This is a genomic window from Dactylosporangium sp. CA-152071 (genome assembly GCF_050936335.1).
GTDB classification, from domain to species: Bacteria; Actinomycetota; Actinomycetes; order Mycobacteriales; family Micromonosporaceae; genus Dactylosporangium; species Dactylosporangium maewongense.
In genome coordinates this window covers 3298941-3316490 of record NZ_JBNJMZ010000002.1, presented here as the reverse complement: position 1 = coordinate 3316490, position 17550 = coordinate 3298941, and the positions used below count along the sequence as shown (strand labels likewise).

Annotated in this window: 13 protein-coding genes; 8 read left to right on the top strand and 5 right to left on the bottom strand. The window is 69.1% G+C overall.

The window, feature by feature from the left end:
* Positions 1-5: 5 nt before the first annotated feature.
* The 5 genes from ACQEVZ_RS54940 to ACQEVZ_RS54920 all read left to right on the top strand — a co-directional run bounded on the left by ACQEVZ_RS54940 (position 6) and on the right by ACQEVZ_RS54920 (position 4471).
* Positions 6-857: an endonuclease/exonuclease/phosphatase family protein gene (locus ACQEVZ_RS54940; protein WP_433383842.1), complete on the top strand. Its 852-nt coding sequence runs from the start codon at positions 6-8 to the stop codon at positions 855-857.
* A 227-nt stretch (positions 858-1084) separates the two neighbouring features.
* Positions 1085-2002: a S1 family peptidase gene (locus ACQEVZ_RS54935; RefSeq protein ID WP_433383840.1), complete on the top strand. Its 918-nt coding sequence runs from the start codon at positions 1085-1087 to the stop codon at positions 2000-2002.
* A gap of 183 nt (positions 2003-2185) precedes the next feature.
* Positions 2186-2533, top strand: coding sequence for a histone-like nucleoid-structuring protein Lsr2 (locus ACQEVZ_RS54930; protein ID WP_433383838.1), 348 nt, complete (start codon positions 2186-2188; stop codon positions 2531-2533).
* A gap of 398 nt (positions 2534-2931) precedes the next feature.
* Positions 2932-3657: a hypothetical protein gene (locus ACQEVZ_RS54925; RefSeq protein WP_433383836.1), complete on the top strand. Its 726-nt coding sequence runs from the start codon at positions 2932-2934 to the stop codon at positions 3655-3657.
* 352 nt (positions 3658-4009) lie between these two features.
* The gene (locus ACQEVZ_RS54920; RefSeq protein ID WP_433383834.1) at positions 4010-4471 is read left to right on the top strand and encodes a hypothetical protein; all 462 of its coding nucleotides are present in this window, start codon (positions 4010-4012) and stop codon (positions 4469-4471) included.
* Between the two features lie 60 nt (positions 4472-4531).
* On the opposite strand, the gene ACQEVZ_RS54915 is transcribed toward ACQEVZ_RS54920, so the two are convergent.
* The 4 genes from ACQEVZ_RS54915 to ACQEVZ_RS54900 form a co-directional block, all read right to left on the bottom strand.
* Positions 4532-5095, bottom strand: a complete 564-nt coding sequence (locus ACQEVZ_RS54915; RefSeq protein WP_433383832.1) for a hypothetical protein — start codon at positions 5093-5095, stop codon at positions 4532-4534.
* A 138-nt stretch (positions 5096-5233) separates the two neighbouring features.
* Positions 5234-6643: a DNA primase family protein gene (locus ACQEVZ_RS54910; protein WP_433383830.1), complete on the bottom strand. Its 1410-nt coding sequence runs from the start codon at positions 6641-6643 to the stop codon at positions 5234-5236.
* Between the two features lie 291 nt (positions 6644-6934).
* The gene (locus tag ACQEVZ_RS54905) at positions 6935-7945 is read right to left on the bottom strand and encodes a tyrosine-type recombinase/integrase (protein WP_433383828.1); all 1011 of its coding nucleotides are present in this window, start codon (positions 7943-7945) and stop codon (positions 6935-6937) included.
* A 419-nt stretch (positions 7946-8364) separates the two neighbouring features.
* Positions 8365-10071 (bottom strand): hypothetical protein, encoded by a 1707-nt coding sequence (locus tag ACQEVZ_RS54900; protein WP_433383826.1) that lies wholly within the window; start codon positions 10069-10071, stop codon positions 8365-8367.
* Between the two features lie 205 nt (positions 10072-10276).
* Between ACQEVZ_RS54900 and ACQEVZ_RS54895 the strand changes: the two genes are divergently transcribed.
* On the top strand, positions 10277-14167 hold the full coding sequence (locus tag ACQEVZ_RS54895; protein ID WP_433383824.1) for a hypothetical protein: 3891 nt from the start codon (positions 10277-10279) through the stop codon (positions 14165-14167).
* A gap of 439 nt (positions 14168-14606) precedes the next feature.
* Here ACQEVZ_RS54895 and ACQEVZ_RS54890 read toward each other — a convergent pair whose 3' ends face one another.
* Positions 14607-15794 (bottom strand): hypothetical protein, encoded by a 1188-nt coding sequence (locus tag ACQEVZ_RS54890; protein ID WP_433383822.1) that lies wholly within the window; start codon positions 15792-15794, stop codon positions 14607-14609.
* A 330-nt stretch (positions 15795-16124) separates the two neighbouring features.
* On the opposite strand from ACQEVZ_RS54890, the gene ACQEVZ_RS54885 reads away from it, so the two are divergent.
* Both ACQEVZ_RS54885 and ACQEVZ_RS54880 read left to right on the top strand, forming a co-directional pair.
* Entirely contained in the window at positions 16125-16646 is a 522-nt protein-coding gene (locus tag ACQEVZ_RS54885) for a hypothetical protein (RefSeq protein ID WP_433383820.1), read from the top strand.
* A gap of 39 nt (positions 16647-16685) precedes the next feature.
* Positions 16686-17507: a hypothetical protein gene (locus ACQEVZ_RS54880; protein WP_433383818.1), complete on the top strand. Its 822-nt coding sequence runs from the start codon at positions 16686-16688 to the stop codon at positions 17505-17507.
* The last annotated feature ends 43 nt before the right edge of the window (positions 17508-17550 follow it).

The following is a 17550-nucleotide window of genomic DNA, read 5'->3' as shown; positions in this document are numbered from 1 at the left end:
AACCGATGCACATCCGCGTCGTAGCGCAGAACCTGGGCAACGGCGGCCTGCGTGACAGCGAAGGCAACCCAGAGGACCGGTGGCCGGCACTGGCTGAACGTCTCCGCACCGCACAGCCTGACGTGCTGCTGCTCAACGAAGCACGCGGCTGGACCGAGCACGGACACCGCCAGCTCGGCCGCGCCCAACGCGACCTGGGCATGTACGCCGCACCGCTGCCCCCATCGAAAACCGGCATGCGCACAGCGATCCTGTTCCGCCCGGACACCCTCGGCTGGTGGACCCACACCAACGACGCCGTGAGCCAGGAAACCACCCACGGGTTCGTCATCGCCGCCTTCCCGATCCCCGGCCTACCGGCCCCGATCACCTTCGCCGCCGCGCACCTGGACCCGTACCTCGGCGACAAGGCGCTCTACGAGGCGAAACTCATCGCCACCGCCGCCTACCGGTACGGGCCGTACGCCGTCATCGGCGGCGACATGAACTTCCCACCAGAAGACGGACCCGACCCCGACTACGACCAGATGCGGCCCTACAACCTCGCCGCCCGCACCCTCCTCACCGACCCCGGCACAGCCCTGCGGCCAGACCGCCGAGCAGCGCAGATGCTGCACAAGTGCGGCTACCTCGACGCCGCCTTGCACCTGCACCGGCGCACCAGCGACGCGCAGCTGTTGCGGCGCACCGGCAGCGACGACCGCATCGACCGCATCCACCTGTCCAGCGCCTTCGGCGACGCGATCAGCAACTACCAGCTGCTGGACCTACCGGCCGGCGCCAGCGACCACCACGGCGTCGCCGTGGACATCGACACCGACGCCATCGACCGAAACACCTTGTGGACATACCGATAGCAGCCCCATCGGATCGGCCTCGAATGCCGAGCACGACATCGGCGCGCTCCACCGGCAGCGAGGGACGCCCCGGGAACAGGCCGAGACGTCCGCTGAAGATGACGACGCCTCACCGTCACGCGGCGCGCCGCCCATCACCAGGCCCGCCGCCGCTGGCACCCATGCACCGGGCGCGACCGAGCGCCCGGGTCCGAGAACATCCCGTCACCGCACCACGAAAGGACTCGATGAACCACGCCCTCCTGCGACGGCTGACCGTCGCAGCGACCGCGTTCGCAGTCACCGCAGCCGGCGCTGTCGCCCCGGCTGAACCCGCCGCAGCGATCGTCGGCGGGCAGGACGCCACCCAGTCCTACCCCGGCACCACCGTCGTGCAGGTCCTCCACCCCGGAATCGGCACCGCCCTGTGCGGCGGCGCGCTGATCCAGCCGGACGTGGTCCTCACCGCGGCACACTGCGTCAGCGACGACGCCGCAGCACCCAAACCGTTGCCGGTCCCCGCTGCCTACATCACCGTGCGGATCGGCAGCACGGACCGCACCACCGGCGGGCAGATCGCCACCGGCCGCACGGTGTTCCTCCCGGCGGGCTGGGCCTGGGCCTCGAACTGGCCCGACCCGGTGTCCGACTACGCCCTGATCGAACTCGACCGGCCGGTCCTGGCGCCGCTCATGCCCCTCTCCCTCCGGCCGGCCGGTGTCGGCGACGCCGTCCGGCTGCTCGGCTGGGGCCTCACCGAGTACCCACCGACCGCCGGCCCCCCGGCGCTGCTGCAGCAGCAGGACACCGTGCGGCTGCCCGCCACCGCCTGCAACGGCGGGTTCATCAGCGACGACGAAGCCTGCTACGGCGGCGGCGCCTGCTACGGCGACTCCGGCAGCCCCGCCGTCCGCAGCAGCATCAGCACCGCCGCCAGCCGGGGGGCGCGCTGGTCGCAGGTCGGCATCGCCAGCCGCGAAACCAGCACCGAGCAGCCGTGCGCCGCACCGACCGTCTACACCGACCTCACCGCGATCCGGGTGCGGCTCTGGATCGGCACCACCATCCGGCACCGGACCGCTGAGGCGTGCACCTGCCCGCCGGCCGTCATGAGCCCAGAGACCCGCGGCCGCATCGACCGACTCAAGCCGCAGATCGTGCCGTAACACACGGCAGCGACCGGACGGTCAAGCACACCCGGGGTGCCGGCCAGCGATCAGCCCTCGCTGGCCGGCGCTCCACCGGCAGGCAGTCCGGCGACGCGCCCGCGGCGATCAACGCGAAGCGCGACCAACACCCCCGGCGCGTCGGAGCCTCAGGCACGGCGCCCCTGAGCTGAAGGGCACCTCATGGCGAGGCGCAGCATCCAGGTCCTCGTCGACGACCTCGACGGAGGCGCCGCAGACGAAACCGTCCGCTTCGCGCTGGACGGCACCCTCTACGAGATCGACCTCAACAGCACCAACGCGGCGAAGCTGCGAGCCGCCGTCGGACCATTTCTGCAGGCGGCGACCCCGATCCGGCGCAACCCCAGCAAGGCCGCTCCCAACACCGGTCGACACCGCGACGGTCCGGATATCCGCGCCTGGGCCCGCGCTGCCGGCTACGAGCTCCGCGACCGGGGACGGATCTCCAACCCCGTCCTCGCGGCCTACCACGCGGCCACTGCCGGTGACCCAGCCGACGCACAACCCTGACACACCACCGACGGCAGCACTCTCCCCTCCACCAACAGCCCCTGACCACGAAGGCCACAATGAACCCGCAGCCAGGTACACCATCGGAACCCGCAGACCCGACCAAGCGCACCGCTGACCACCCACCGGCACCACCTGCACCGCCAACCTCAGGTGCAGCGCGGCTCAACACGCCGAAGACGTCCGCCGGAAGGCATCGCCTCGTTGTTGCGGCCAGCAGCGCGGCGGTCCTGCTCATCGCCGCCGTCGCAGTAGCCATCACGACCCGCCCGAGCCAGCCCAACCCAGCCGCGCAGGCGCAACCGGGCACACCGACACCCACCGCGGCCGCGTCACCGTCAGCCGCCGGACCGGCCTGGTTCGACGTACCGGGCCTGGACGTCGCCCAGCGGCTCGCCATGTTCGCTGAGCAACTCGCCGACGCCGATGCCGACGCGTCGACCGGCCGGTATACGTGCCGGCGGATGCAGAGCTGGGGGCGCGCCACCACGGCCGTGCACCGCGACGACACCACCATCTGCCGCGACGACACCGACGGGTCGGGACTCGAGTTCGGCCGGGTCCTGCCGAACCGGCCGGGGCTGCTGCCGCTGCCCGACGGCTCCGACCGGCCGGAGTTCGCCACCGCGCCCCTGCACGTCCAGCACTACGCCAGCGGCCAACTGCAGCTGATGGTGCCCGAGCCGGTGCCGACCGACCGGGTCGCGCTGACCAACGCGGTACTGATGCAGCACCCCGAAGACCTCGCCGAAGCCGGCCAAGCGTGGCTCGTGCGGCAGCTCATGAACCTGTGGATGGAGCAGTACCTCGACCGTGCGCACCGCGCTGCCGCGCTGCGCGTCCTCGCCGACGTCCAGGGCCTCGTCTTCGCCGGGCCGATGAACGATCTCGCCGGCCGCAGCGGCATGGCGTTCACCTTCACCGACCCCAACGGCGTCTACACGATCATCTTCAACCATCGGACCGGGCAGGTGCTGGCCTTCAGCGAAGTCGTCCCGCAGGACCGGAAGCTCAAGACGATCCGGCCGGGCCTGTTCGGGCTTCGGCTGCTGCTAGACCTACGCCATCAGGCGCTACTGCCGGAACCGAGCGCACCACCCAGCGCGGGACCCGCCGTCGCGTAGTCCTGCCCGGCCGCGGTCGGGCACGCCCGAGCACAGGCACGACCTCGCAGGTCGCCGCTCGCGCGTGCCCGGCTCGACGGTGACCGGGACGGTAGAGAGCAGAGCACGGCGGGCCGCGGCGCATGGTCGTCGGATGGTGTCCAGCCTTGCAGGCCGGTGGCTGCGAACCACGCAGCCCGCGTTCCAGCGCCGAATTCGGCCGGACCGTGCCCGGACGGCGAGCCTGCCCAAGGGCGGTGCATGGCGGCAGCCGACACGATCGGGTGAGCCTGCTGGTGGGAGAAAGCCCGGCACGGAAGGATCGGTACCCCGGCGGAAGGACGGTCCTTTGCGCGTCGTCTATGGCTACGTCATGAGTACCTACGACTTCGACAGCACGGACGGCACCCGGCAACTGCTCGACGCCATCCGCGACGAGGCGGGCATTCCCCGCGACGAATGGTCGCCCGCCGACCCGGACGCGGCGCTCGCCGCATTGGGCGTGCACGTCGTCGACGCCCCCGAGGACGACTACGCGACGTACGAGAGGTTCGTGGTGGCGACCGCGCCGATCGACGTGCCGGACAGCGACCCGGAACTACTCCCGGCGCCAGCGGTGCCGTGGCTCGACTGGGCGCGTAACACGCTCAGATTGCCGGAAAATGCCGACGTGGACGGACCGCGCTGGTTCGACGTCGCCGAGGAGCTCGCTGGCGCTGCCATGCCCCCGCCGGTGGCGTTGATCGCGCTGCCGGGCGGGCGGCGGGCTGCGCCACCACCGTCCGGTGCCAGTGGTTCGATTCCCGGCTTGGCTCAGGCTCCGTCCGGTCGTTAGCGGTACCGCGGCCCAGCTCGCCGCCCCCGACGCACATGGCACCCGCGCCCAGGCAGCTGCCTAGTCCGTCTCCGAGCTGTCTCGTCGTCCGAGCCTGCGAAGAGCCAACCCGGCCGAGGTTACGAGGTTCGCGACCATGGCCACGATGCCCACGAACAGGGCCGCGGAGGCGACGCCGCCGAACCGATGACCAAAACCGTACAGAGCGGCGGAGTGTGCGGCAGCCGCGGCAGGCATGGGCGGCGCGGTGATCGCCGCTACGGCCGACCATGCCAGCTGGAGCAGCAGCACAGCGGTCAGGATCCCGATCGCTCGCCGCCACACCGGCCGGAACGCGAGATTGCCCATCCGCACGAACAACAGCGCAGCCGCGTTGACGAAGACGACGTCATGCGCACGGCTTCGCGGCACCTGCTGCCAGCGGCGGATCCCGGCGGCGAACCGGCGGTCGATCCACGTCGTGAGCGCGCCCTGGGCCTGGTACCCAGCCCACCAGCCGGCGGCGGCGACGGTGAGCACGGCGAGGAAGCTGACGGAGTAGTCGATCGCGGCAGCCACCTGCCGTGCTGCGGCTGGGGCGGCGCCGACCGTCTGTTCGACGCAGACGCGGACGAGCACGGCCAACGTGGTGGCGATGACCCCGCGGACGACGAGCGACCCACCTGACTGTGTTGGACTCACCTGGCCTCCTCCGTCGTACAGCATCATCTGTGTCGTGCGGCATCGCGTCGGCGCGCTACCGCGTCGTGCGGTGGACGCCGGTCAGAACATCGGCTCGCCGCCGGGCCGGGGTCGCTGCCGCTCGGGTTCCGCGTGCAGAGCGATGCCTTCATACCGGCGGACACCTTTGCCGCCACGCCCCGACGTCACACCAAGCCGGTGCAGCCGTTGGCTGAGCACCTTCGGTGTGACCGGCGCGTCTCCGTTGTCCGCGCACCACCGCTCGTATGCGGCGCGCAGCACCCCGACAGCCACCTGCACGCCTGGCTTGCCGGCGGCGAGGTCGCAGCACTCGGCGACGAACCCGGCGACGCTGTCCTGGTCGCGGGCGTACGCGGCGGTCGCCGCCCGGACGCTGTCCGGCTCGCCGGTTCCGTCGCGCAGGTAGGCGACGGCGCCCTGCACGATCCACGCCAGGATCGCCGGCGCTTCCTGCTGCAGCCGCTCGGGCAGGTGCGGGTCCTGCCGGTCCTGCGGCACGGAGTGCGTGAACGGCAGCAGTCGCAGCCGCCGCCAGAACGCCGGCCCGCCCGACGTGGCGACCGGCCGGTGGTTGCCCAGCAGGAACAGCGAGTGCGACGGCCGGTAGGAGAACCAGTTGCCGTGCATGAACCTCGCCGGGATGATGTCGGGACTGGTGAGGAGCTTGACCCTGGCTTCGGCGAACCGCTGGCCCTCGTCGAGCTCGGAGCACACGACCAGGCGGGCCCCGGCCAGCTGCGCCAGCTCGGTCGGGTGATCCGCGTGCTGCCGTTGCAGCAGCAGCTCCGGCGACGCGGCGATCGCATACCCGGTCGTGCCGATGCCGAGGGCGTGCATGATCGCGCCGAACAGCGTGGACTTGCCGTCCGCGCCTTCGCCGTGCGCGAACGGAAGGATCTGCTCCAGCACGGTGCCGATCGCGGCGGCGCCGACCAGCCGCTGCACGTACGTCCGCAGACCGACGTCGTCGCCGAACGTCTCGTCCAGGAACCGGTCGAACACGACACCGCGACGGTCGAAGTCAGGGCCGACGCTCGTCGCGCGGGTGTGCAGGTGTGAGCGGTCCGCCGCACCCAGCAGACCAGTGCGCAGGTCGACGATGCCGTCCGGGGTGTTCAGCTCGTACGGGTGGGCGTCGAGCTCGTCGAGGGCGACCGTGACGGTGGGGGAGGTCCGGGCCAGCCGGGTGACGCCGGCGACACCGGACGCGGAGCGCGCCTTGCCGTGAAAGCGGGCCCACCGGCCGGACTTCGGCAGCTGCCGGGCCAGCCGCAGCACGTACTGCCAGTGCAGGTCCGCCTCGTCCCACACCCACCGGTACCGCGCCCACCGCAGCCAGCGCCCGGACGACGGGCAGTACCGCAGCTCGCTGCCGTGCTGCGCCAGGAACGCCTGCGCGAGCCCGTCCTCGGTCGGCCCCCACTCCGCCGGCGCGACAGCTGCGGCCGAACCTTCGCCGCCATCAGGCAACGCTGTGCTCCTCCCCGTGGCCCGCAGCGACCCGCGCCGTGACACCGCGTGCGGAGGCGTCTCGGCCACAGTTGACCGGCTGATCCGGGGCCGGTCCGGGCGTGCGCGACGTGCCGGTGATCACCATCACCCCGGATGGGCGTGGTGGTGATCGCCGTTCAGGTCAACACCGTACGAGCGCATCGCCGCCGCCGCGAGCCTCTACCGGAACCCCACACCCGATGACACGCCAGCTCGGCAGACCGCTGCGGCGTTGGTGCTGCGGGCGGCTCCGTCCGTGTCGCTGATGGACTATGCGACGTCCAGGTATGTGACCAGGGCGTAGGCCGGAGCACGGTCGAGTCGGACACCGCCGTGGTCGTAGCGGCGCACGACGCGGACGTCAGCCTGACCGAGCTGGTCCTGAACGTCCTCCAGTGCGACTCCCGCCGCACGCGCCAGGGTGGAGCACGTGTGCCGCAGGACGTGCGGTCCGAGCCACGCCTGCACACCGATGCCGGGACCGAACCGGCACAGCAGCCGCGCCACTGTCCCCCGATCGAGCCGGCCTCCAGACGCCGTGACGAACAACGGCCGCCCGTTGCCCGGCCCGCCAGCCCGGCCAGCCCGGACCGGCAGCCGCGTCCGACGCAACTCCGGGCGCTGCAGCAGGTACCGCTCGAGGCGGACCCACACCGGATCGGGGATCACCACCAACAGGTCACGTTCGCCCTTGATGACGAGGCGCAGCACCCGATGACCGTCGTGTGTGCCGATCCCCTCGACGTCGGCGGCGATCAGCTCACTGACCCTGAGACCGGTGAAGACCAGCACCCAGACGATCGCGGCCGTCCGAGCAGCCTGCCGTTCATGATCACGATCCGCCGCGTGCAGCAACTGCCTGGTCTGCTGCCGGGACAGCGCGAACGTCGATGGGCTGTGCCGCTCCACCCGCGGGCGTCGATGCCGTTCCAACAAGGCGGGATTCGGGCGGGCGAAGTGGCCCATGGTCGTGAGCCACTCGTAGAACGACTTGACTGCCGCCAACCGTCGAGCCCTGGTCGACTTTGCCGCCCGGTCGGTCTCCATGACGCGTAGCCAGCCGATCGCGTGCTTGCGCTCCACACTGTGCAGCGGGTCGACGGCGCTGGCGGCCAGGAATCGCAGCCACTGGTCGATGTCGAGGCGATACGCGCCGCGGGTGTTCTCCGATCCGAACTCCAGCAGCCACTCGTCACGCAACGCGTAAAGGTCCTGCCCGCCGGCCACCTCGTGCGCGGCGCCGGCGGGGAGCAGGAGCTCGCCCGTCAGGGGCGCCGTCATCGCCGGCGTCCCGGCAACGGATCCTCGATGGTGTTCGTGACGCGGCTACAGTCCGCGGCGACTACCCAGTGCACGACTCGCCCTCCCCGGCGGTGATCACGCTGCGATCAGTGCACCAGGAACCGTACGCGCAGGGTATGACAATTTCCGCGAACTGCACGCCGTCGTAGCGTTCGAGCTGGCGGCTGGCCGGGTTCCGTCCCGGCCAGCCGCAGAGCGTGGCACCAGCGACAAACTCAGTGCGAGGTTCGGTTGTTCCGGCCGTAAGGTCACGCCGCTCCTGCCGGGTTCACGCAACGTGCGATAAAGGTCGGGATCGCCTCTCCGAGGACGGCTACCAGGCGGATGGCAATGCCTGCGAGGCCGGTGGTGAGTGCGGCGCGCTTGCTGGTCGAGGGCGCGCCGGGCCGCCACGTGGTCTACGTTGCTCCGGGAAACGGGACGGCGGCGACGATTGCAGTTGGTGTAGAACCCGGCACAATCCGTAGCTTGCCGTTGCCGGCGACTGACTCGGCGACACGTGCCGATTGGTACAGAATTCGGCGTTCCGCGAGCAGCGGAAGCTGGCGGCCGTCGATCCGCACGGTCAGCTGATTGGTGAACATCAGCACGAACTCTGGCTGGTCGGGCACGTTCTCTGGGGGCGTTTCAGCCAAGACGACCTCTGACCACGTAGTCGTTTCCTGATGTCCCTGCAGAAGCCGACCGACGTGCAGAATCTCGGCGATCTGATCGGCTGGAGTGCTGTTGAGGTCCGGGATGCTGATCCGATCGAAGGTGTGCCGCTGAATGGCTGCCAAGGCATCGAGCAGTACCAGATGCTGGCGGGCGGCCTCTGCGGTCGTAGCGTCGTCATCGAGCGGCCAGCCAGCCGTGACTGCGGGCCCGTCCCGTAGGCCGAGGACAAGGCGCGTGCCCGGCACCATCGCCGCCGTCATCCGCACCGCCGGGACCGCATCGGCAGGCGTAAGCCCAGTGGTCGGCTGAATCCGAATTCGCACCTCGTCAACCCCGTCCGGGCTGTTCATGAAGAACTGGAATTCCAGAACCCCGCTGCGGTCGTGACCAGACAGCCACCAGCCTCGCCCCGCTGAGGCAGCAGCAGTTCGGACGTTGACGAGGTCAAGCGCATGAGCCACGTCGCCGTCCGCCGTGACCAGCCGTGCCTCCAGGTCGGGGCGAGCCGATTCGGCCTGCGACAGCGGCAGTACTGTGAGGGTTCCCGGACCGGTTGGTATCCGCAAGCCGGGCGGCCCGGTGAGGGTCTGCACCGTGCCGGGAATGTCGCGGAACGGGGCTCCGAACCGGTGAAACTCCTCGATAGCAGTGAGCTCGGATGAGCCTTCCTCAGCCTCCAGCAGCAGCCGAGACCCGATCGGGCTCAGCTCAAGGGCCTGCGGAAACCGCGGCACAAGACGCAGGACCTGGTACCGACCCGCATCCAACTGCGTCCACTGTTCGAACGCGGCGCGGGACTCACGCGCCATGACCTGCTCAATCGGTTCGTCATCCACTTTCCCGTGGCGGACCTCGATCTCATAGACGTAGAACGGGTCCACCTCGCCCAGCGACCTCGCCAGGCTGGCCGAGCGGGCCGACACCGCGTCCAACAGGTCATCACCAGCCGCAGCCCGCGGTACGTCGCGGCCACCCTGCAGCGCGTCGGCCATGAGCCGCTGAAGGCGCTCGCCGCCGTCCCCGAAGAAGTACTCGACCAACGACGGGTACTGCGCTGCCAGGCCGTCCAACTGGGCCCGCCCGATCCAGGACACATCGACGTCATGACCGCGTGTGAGTTCCTCCAGCCATGCGAGCTGTTCCCGCGTCGGGTCCCACGGGCACGCCAGAGCCCAGGAACGCACCGGCATGACTGGCAGCGTCTTCGCCACGAACGTCGTCCACGACTTCTCGACCTGACGGCGCTGCGTGGATGTCAACCGACTTGCGAACCGCTTCACCTGCACATGGTCGTAGCCCCCGGATACCCGCAACTGGACGTCGCGGCCGCCATCGCCGCTCGACGGCGTTATCCGGTTGCCGGCACCGTTGTGGTGGATCAGCAGCAGAGCCGCGACGAACTCCTCAACCGCCTCACCGGAAGCGCGCTCCCAGTTCACCGTTGCCATCCCACCAGCAAAGCACACCTGCATCCGGCATCGCCGCGACGAGGCGGCCACGGGGCGAAGGCATCGCTGCCGACACGCCCGTTAACCGCCCGGACCCCGACGGGCATCGCTGGATCGTCGTGCTCGACGCGGCGACGGACGCGCCCCGCACGGTGAGCCGTCGACTCGCGGAATGGGATCGGGCGTAGCATGACGTTGCCTATCCGTGGTCATGCTGATCTTGTTGGAGCTAGTCCGGAACACGTACCAGGTGAACACACCTCACGCAGGTCGGTGGTCGACCGTTGACGAGCTGGCGCGGGCCGCTCGTCAGTCCATCCGCCGTTTCGAGCGGATCAGCTGCCTCGATGCGCTGTATGACGTGTCGTGGGCTTCAGCGCGGCTGCTTCCGAGCCTCTCGTTTCTCCTTGGGCAGGCATTCGCCGGGGAGGCGGCCGGGGAGCGTCGAGCTCGACCCGAGGATGTTGCAGACTGGCTGCAGACCATCCAGCGGCGGGTGCCGATCGTCGAGGACTATCAGCAGGCAGAACGCCTCGACCCGGACCTGCTCGTGCACGTCCTGTGGGACGAGCGGCTGTGGCCGCTACATCCGGGCGCGCTGAACGACCCGGAACGAACGATCGAGCAGCTGCGCCGCTACGCCGTCGCTGCCGACCCTGTGCTCGTCCCGGTGCTGGGATTCGGCATCGCCGATGTGGTCACGATCGGTCTGCGGGCTATGGCGGTGCAGCGAGCCTTCCGGGCAGATCGGACGGATCGCCGCGACGGGATACCCGGCAGTGAAGACGACGCGCAGTCTCAGCCGACGTCGGGGTCATTGATCGAGTTCTGCCGGCAAGTCGATGCGGAGGGGACGCCGACCTGGCTGCGCTCCCCGGGAGGGCTGCCTGTCGACGATCGGCTGCGGGCAGCGGTGGCCTGGTGCTCCCGGGACGCCGACGATGTCGCCCGCAGCACGTGGATGCTGGACGGCGCGCTGCTCGTCCAGGTTCAGGATGCTGTGCTCCCGGTCCCGGCAGTACTGGTGCTCGACGCCCTGGCGACGACCGGTACGCAGCTGATGAGCCTGGCGGGCAAGACGAGCGGAGCTACGGCGTCGCATCTGTTGGATGTGGCCGAGCTGGCATTCGTGAGCAGCGGGCGTGGCCTGGCGACGCATTTCGTCGGCCCGGTGCAGTGCGCTCGGTCAGGCAGGCTGACCGGAGCGATGTTCCCCGCGAGCCGGCGACTCGTCGCCGTCCAGGTCGTCGTCGGCACGAACGAACGCGAAACCGCGCGGGAAGCCGACCGCGCGCGCCGCCGGCTGGCCGCGGTCAAGGTCGGCGAAACCCTGACGATGGACGTCAGCGCGGCGAACGCCGCGCGACTAGCACCTGTGATGACACCGGCTGGCCCGCTCATGCCCGGCGCAACGGCGACGACCGCGGTGATCGCTGGCAGCACGGTGATCCGCCGGGTGGTCGTCATCGACGGACCGTGGAGCCCACCGGACAAGATCCGGCCCGGCACACTCCTCATCACGCTGGACGACTGGCGGCAGATCACCGCCAGCATCGGAGGTGATCACGAAGAGTTCTGGGCATTCCTGGACGAGCTTGCGGAACTGCCCGGGCTACGGATGATCGAAGGCGCGACACCGTCAACGCTGTGGGACACGTTCCAGCGTCAAGGCGTGCTGTTCGAACCCGGCATGCGCCTGCACCAGCCTGGACCTGACGCCGCCGACCGATGGGGACGCCGTGCAGCACACGACCCGTACGAGATCGTGCTGCGGTGTGTCGGCCTGCCCGGGCTGGGTGACTGGCCGTTTGTGGCGCCCCCGGTCGACGGTTGCCTCACCGTCGGCAAGACCACCCCGTACGAACACGCGGTCATCAACGCCGACCCGCCGCTCGTGTTCGTCGTGGACGCGGACAACGCCGAGCATCGCCAGTGGACCCAGCTACTCGGCGACGCGGTCCGCGCCGGGCTGACCGAGCTGGCGGCGGCGCCGGCCGGCGACCTTGCCTCCGGGTGGCGCGCTTGGGCCAGCGCTATCCCGGGCCCGATCCGGATCGGCTTCCACGCCGGGCAGCTGGGCGCGCTGCAGGCAGTGAAGCTGGTCTTCTTCGACGGGGTCAACGTCGTTCTCGGCTACGCACCCCCCGAGCACCTGACCGTCACACCGTCCTTGCTGCACCAGCAGCTCGGCGAGGCGCTCTGGTGCCTGCTGGTCACTACGATCGCCGCCCGGGACCAGCACAGCACCGGTAGCCAGATCGTGAACGCCACCACGGCGGTCACCGACAACGACGACGCGCGTCAGGCCGGCGAACTATTTCAGCAGGCGTGGGCGCAGCTACCCGTCGCAATGGCCTTCCACAGAACGTCGTCTGCGCGGCGCCCACCCACCCGGGCCGTTGCCGCCACCCTGAGCGAAGGTGCCGGTGCACGAGCGCGGCGCTCCATCACCCACCACCTGAGTACTCGGATCCGGCTGAACACCCCGATTGTCGAGCTTGACCAGGCGCTCCTCGACCCGGTTGCCGCCGGAATCGTGGAGTTGCTCCGCAGCGAACTCGCGCAGTTCGCCGCCGCCACAGCGCTGCGCACGGCGGCAGTCGCCGTCGAGCGTCTCTGGGCCACCCGGCTGCGGACGGACGACGACCGGGTACTGCGACGTGCCCACGGTTTCCCCACAGACGCCGCCGTTGACGACGAGGCAATCACGAATGGCGTGGCCACCCGGGCGGCTGATCTGCTGACCGAGGCCATTGTTGGGCACTGCCCCGCCGCCGGGCTGCCCATGGACCACCGTGACTGGCATCGATTGTTCAACCTCGCGGGTGGGCTGGTTCGCGTGATCGGCCATCGCGACCAGGCACGCGCCGGTGTCAGCTCCGACGGCCACGCCGACGCCTCAGACCGCGACCTGCCGTTCTACCTCGAGCGCTATATCGCCGACACCCGCTACACCCACGACGCTCGCCAAGGCCGAGCACTGCTGAGCGCTACTGAACCCGGGCTAGTCTCACCGGCAGAGCACGACGGCGGGGCCTTCGTGTCGTGGACCGACATCATGCGGGAACGGCTCCAGGCCTCGCGGAAGTCACCGATGCATCAGCAGGCAACCAATGCAGCACTGGCAGCCGAGGCCACGCTCACGACAGGGTTTGGCACCGGCCTTGACGAGATTTTCGCCGTCCTCGCCCTCGCAGCCGACTGGGACACCGGCGACGAAACCGCCGAGGTTCGTGTTACCGAACTCGTCGAAGCTGTTCGCAGCTGGTCAGGCCTGCGGCCAGATCGGCTCGGCGGAGCGGTCGACCTGTTGACCCTGCATGCCGATGTTGCGGCTCGGATCACGATCGGCGGCCCTCCGTCCCCGCTTGGTGAACGTCTCTCTGGCCGGCCCTTGCTGCAGGTACCCGGCGAGCCGGGCGTCTTGCTGGTGATGCCCCGGCGAGTGGCCCGTGCGGGCGAGCTCCTTCTTGCTCACGTGCAGGTGGCCAGCCTGCCCTGGCCGGACGCGCCGCCGGCGGTGATCCGGGCCTTCAAGCACTGGGAGCAGAGCGAGCAGAAGGCCTTCGAAGCAGATATTGAACGCGAAGCCAAGGCTCCAGACCGAGTCGTGATTCCCCGCCTCAAGAAGGAACGGGCTGCGAAGTGGGGCATCACCATCCCCGGCGAAATCGACCTCGTCGTGATCGACGCCGACCGGCGCCGAGTGTTCGTCATCGAGGCAAAGGCCGGACACGTCGCCACCGACATGGAGCGGCTGCTATACGACATCATCGACTATCACGGCACGCCGGACTCGGGCCATGACCGTTGGACGGGCATCCGCTCCCCGCGCAGCGGCCCCTACCTGCCAAAACTTTTGAACAAAGCCGATGCGATCCGACGCCAACTCGAAGCGCTGCTCAGCGCGCACTACCTGAGCAGCGAGGTCGATGCCGACGCGTGGCGTGTCATCGCAATGGTGGTCACCCCCGGCCCGATTCCTGCGGCCTACGTGCCACAACCGCTGGTCCCGTTCGCCACTATCGACTGTCTGTCACAGATTCTGGCGGATCCCGCAACGCCCGCTCCTGGTGCCCACGTTCGATACACATGACGGCGAACCTGGGTCCAGCTGGATGACGAGCGTGCCGCATGCGGTGCCAACCGGCGATCACCGGCACCCACGGACCTCGCCGTCACCCGTTCGGACCGGCGGTCCGCCGGGCTGCCGTTCGGAAGTTGTCGGCGTAGGCGGGGCACCGGCGGCCATCCCGGCTCAAGTGGTCACGGAGCCTCACGTTGCCGGAGCATCGCCGCGATGATTTCGTCGGTCAATGGCTTGCCCTGCTTGTCGACGATCTGCCCCATCGTGGCCGGCTGAACTTCTATGCGGAGAATTGCACGTTCTGTCGGGGTGAACGATCCTCGCCCGAAGGTTGTTGCTGTTCAGTGGCCTTGTCCGCCGAGTTAATCTGTTGCAGCCGGTGTGGTACAGGTGCAGGGTCCGCCGGTCGCAAGCCGTGTGGCGCAGGCGCTGAGTGCGCGCGCCTGCGTTAGGCGGTGTGGCGGGCGACGAGCCGATCAAAGAAGGTATCGAGGCGGAGTGTGGTAGCGGGGGCGTTGACGAGTTCTGTGCCGCCGAAGCGGTAGACCTCGTAGCCGGCGAGTCGCAGTTCGCGGTCCTCGGCCATCATCTCGGCGTATCGCTGTGGGCTGGCGCGGCCATCGTCGTCGGCGTAGTGCTGCCGGCCGTCGCATTCGATCACCACTCGAGCGCGGTGCGGCAGCAGCATCAGGAAGTCCATTCGCTGGCGTGGCAGGGGCGCTTCGCCGGGTGGGTAGTGGCTGCGCAGGTGGGGGTCGTAGTGCAGGTAGACCTGCGGGATCAGCGCCGGGATGTCGGGGCCAAGACGCACGTACCGGTTGGTGTAGGTGTGCAGAACTCGCCGTTCGGCGTCGTTGTCGCCGAGTGAGCTGTCCAGGCGGCGGTAGAGGCTGAGGGAGACCGTCTCGGCCGGTGCGTCTGTCATGCCGTGCAGGTCGGCCCACCAGTTGGTCAGGTCGGTCCAGGTCAGGCCGCGGGCGGGTAGTGGCCGGTCGTACATCAGGCAGTTCTGCGCGTGTCGGGTGAGGCGCAGGTCGTTGTTGATTGCATCGGCGATCACGAGGTCGGGCTTTGGGCCGATGGCGGCGAAGATGAGGTTCTTCATTGTGCCGGGAACGCCGGCGCCGATACGGCGGGCGGCGAAGACCGGGGCGCTGCTGATGGCGTCGACCTGAACCAGTTCGTAGCCGTCGTGGATGAGAGTACTGTTGAGGAATCCGCGCAGGCGCTCGACCTCGGCGAGGTCGGTGCGCACGGCGGGGTGCAGCATCTCGGCGAGGAATCGCAGCAGCATGTCGTCGCTTTCGGTCAGACCGAACCGCTCATCAGTGAAGATCCAGTCTTCGTCCCAGTCGTCGTTGGCCCAGCGGTGCTGGACGATGTCCTGGAATGCGGTGGTGTACCGGGTGTCGCTACTCGGCAGCTGCTCCAAGGCGTAGAGCCGGGCGAGGAAGTCGGTCTCCGGCAGGGCACCGCTCCAGAACGTGTGTTGGTCCGTCAGGAACACACGTTGGTTCGTCGATGTTGCTCGGCCGCAGACCTGGGGCAGGCCCTCCAGGAGACGGCGCCGCGTGACGTCGGTGATGAAGTTGACCGTGGCGATCGCGATCTCCGGGCAGGGTGTCGGGAAGGCCACCAGCCAGCGGCCTAGGTGATGTCTTATCGCCTGCGGGGTCTGCTGTCCAACGTGGGCTGGTGCTGTCAGGCATCCTCCGTGCCCGGCCTCCGGATCAGGCCGGCGCGCTCGGCAACCGGGTACGGGCCACCGGAGAGCGGAACCCTGCTGCGAAACCGTTCGACGGGCACGAGCGATCCGCCTCGGCTGCCCGGCAGCCGGAAGTTGCGGCGCAGGGCCGAAAGGGTGGAGGTGGCGCCGAGCGGCAGGAGGGCTCCCATCTTATCGACGTGCGGGGCTTGCTGTACCAGGCGATACCGAGCTGGGTATCTCTGGCCGTAGCATCTGGCCGTGGACTCCACCGTCATCGTTGCGCTTGCGGGTTTCGCCACGACAGCAGCGACGGCCGGGGTTGTCCCCGTGCTACTAGCGCGCCGAACGGAGCGGGCGGCAGCTGCTGGTCGTCTCCACGAGCGACAGCTCGCTGATCAGGCGAACATACGTGAGCGCCAGATGGCCGCCTACGTTGCGGCAAGCGCGTACGTCCACGCGGTGCAGGATCGCCTTGACGACCTCACGACGCCAATCCACGCCCGCAGCGGCAGACCCCTGCCGGCCACGCCGAACACTGCCCTCGTCACCAGCGAACTACGACTGCTGGCCCCTTGGCCACTGTTCGAGAGCTGGCAGACGCTAATGAACGCTTACAACCTGATGAGCTTCGTCCTTGGTGAAGAGGGACCGACCGGCGAACATGGGGAGTTCCACATCGATGAGGACGCCTCGGAGGCCGTCCGAGTACAACAAGCCATCGACTCAGTAACACGGCAACTGCGCTCGGCTGTAGGCGCGGACCCGCCGGGCGGCGAATAGCGATTGCCTCACCTGAGACACCGTCCATAGCCTTGCGACATGAGCCAGGCGACGGCAGATACGGCAGAGCAGCGAGACCTTCGGCAGCTGCTACAGATCCTCGACAAGATCGAGCCATGGATCGCCGCCGTCAGCTCCAACGACCGGCCGACCGGCATCTGGACCCCTCAACCCCGCAGCCCGCTGTCGACCGACGATGCACGTACCCACCCGTACCAGGTCAGCCACCGGGCATGGGCGGCGCTGACCGCCGCGGTCGACTTCCTTCACTGCTTCAAGCGAAGCCTCCTCCAGAGCGTCACCGAAGACACGGTGAACGTCCGTCTGCACTCGTACGCTCAGACGAGCCTGCTCCGAGGCGCTATTGAGAACGCCGCCGTCGCTGTCTGCCTCCTCGCGCGGTCCCGTGCGGAGCGCATCACCACCCGTCTTCAGCTCGAATGGAAGGAGCTGAAGTCCGTTTATGCCCTGCGGAAACTGGCGGGTGTCGAACCGGAGTTCACGATCGACGAACGACGGATCCGTTTAGAGAGGCTGCTCCTTGGCGCTGGCCTTCCAGCCACGATTGCACTTGAGGCCAGTGACGAGATGAAGCTCAGAGCTGCTCGCGCCGCCCTTCGGGACTGCGACTATGTGATGCTCGTCCGTCGCGCCGGCGAACTGACCAACGGAGCGGGTGCTGTGCTCTGCGAAGCGTGCTGGCGGATGTGCAGTGGGCTCGCGCATGGCGACATGGCTGCAACCCTGGGGTTGTTGCCCGGCGTTTTCAATGAGGACGTAGCCGTCGTTCGTGGTGAGGACGGGCGGGCAGAGAAACGCCCCGCCAGCGGTTGCTGGGCGGGGCGTTGGTCATCGCGGTGACGTGCTGCTGATCGTGGTGATGTTGTCATGCTCGCGGTGCCGG

Coding starts and splice junctions, on each gene's coding strand:
- ACQEVZ_RS54935 (WP_433383840.1), top strand. CDS start 1,085: ATGAACCACGCCCTCCTGCGACGGCTGACCGTCGCAGCGACCGCGTTC.
- ACQEVZ_RS54930 (WP_433383838.1), top strand. CDS start 2,186: ATGGCGAGGCGCAGCATCCAGGTCCTCGTCGACGACCTCGACGGAGGC.
- ACQEVZ_RS54880 (WP_433383818.1), top strand. CDS start 16,686: ATGAGCCAGGCGACGGCAGATACGGCAGAGCAGCGAGACCTTCGGCAG.
- ACQEVZ_RS54940 (WP_433383842.1), top strand. CDS start 6: ATGCACATCCGCGTCGTAGCGCAGAACCTGGGCAACGGCGGCCTGCGT.
- ACQEVZ_RS54920 (WP_433383834.1), top strand. CDS start 4,010: ATGAGTACCTACGACTTCGACAGCACGGACGGCACCCGGCAACTGCTC.
- ACQEVZ_RS54900 (WP_433383826.1), bottom strand. CDS start 10,071: ATGGCAACGGTGAACTGGGAGCGCGCTTCCGGTGAGGCGGTTGAGGAG.
- ACQEVZ_RS54905 (WP_433383828.1), bottom strand. CDS start 7,945: ATGACGGCGCCCCTGACGGGCGAGCTCCTGCTCCCCGCCGGCGCCGCG.
- ACQEVZ_RS54925 (WP_433383836.1), top strand. CDS start 2,932: ATGTTCGCTGAGCAACTCGCCGACGCCGATGCCGACGCGTCGACCGGC.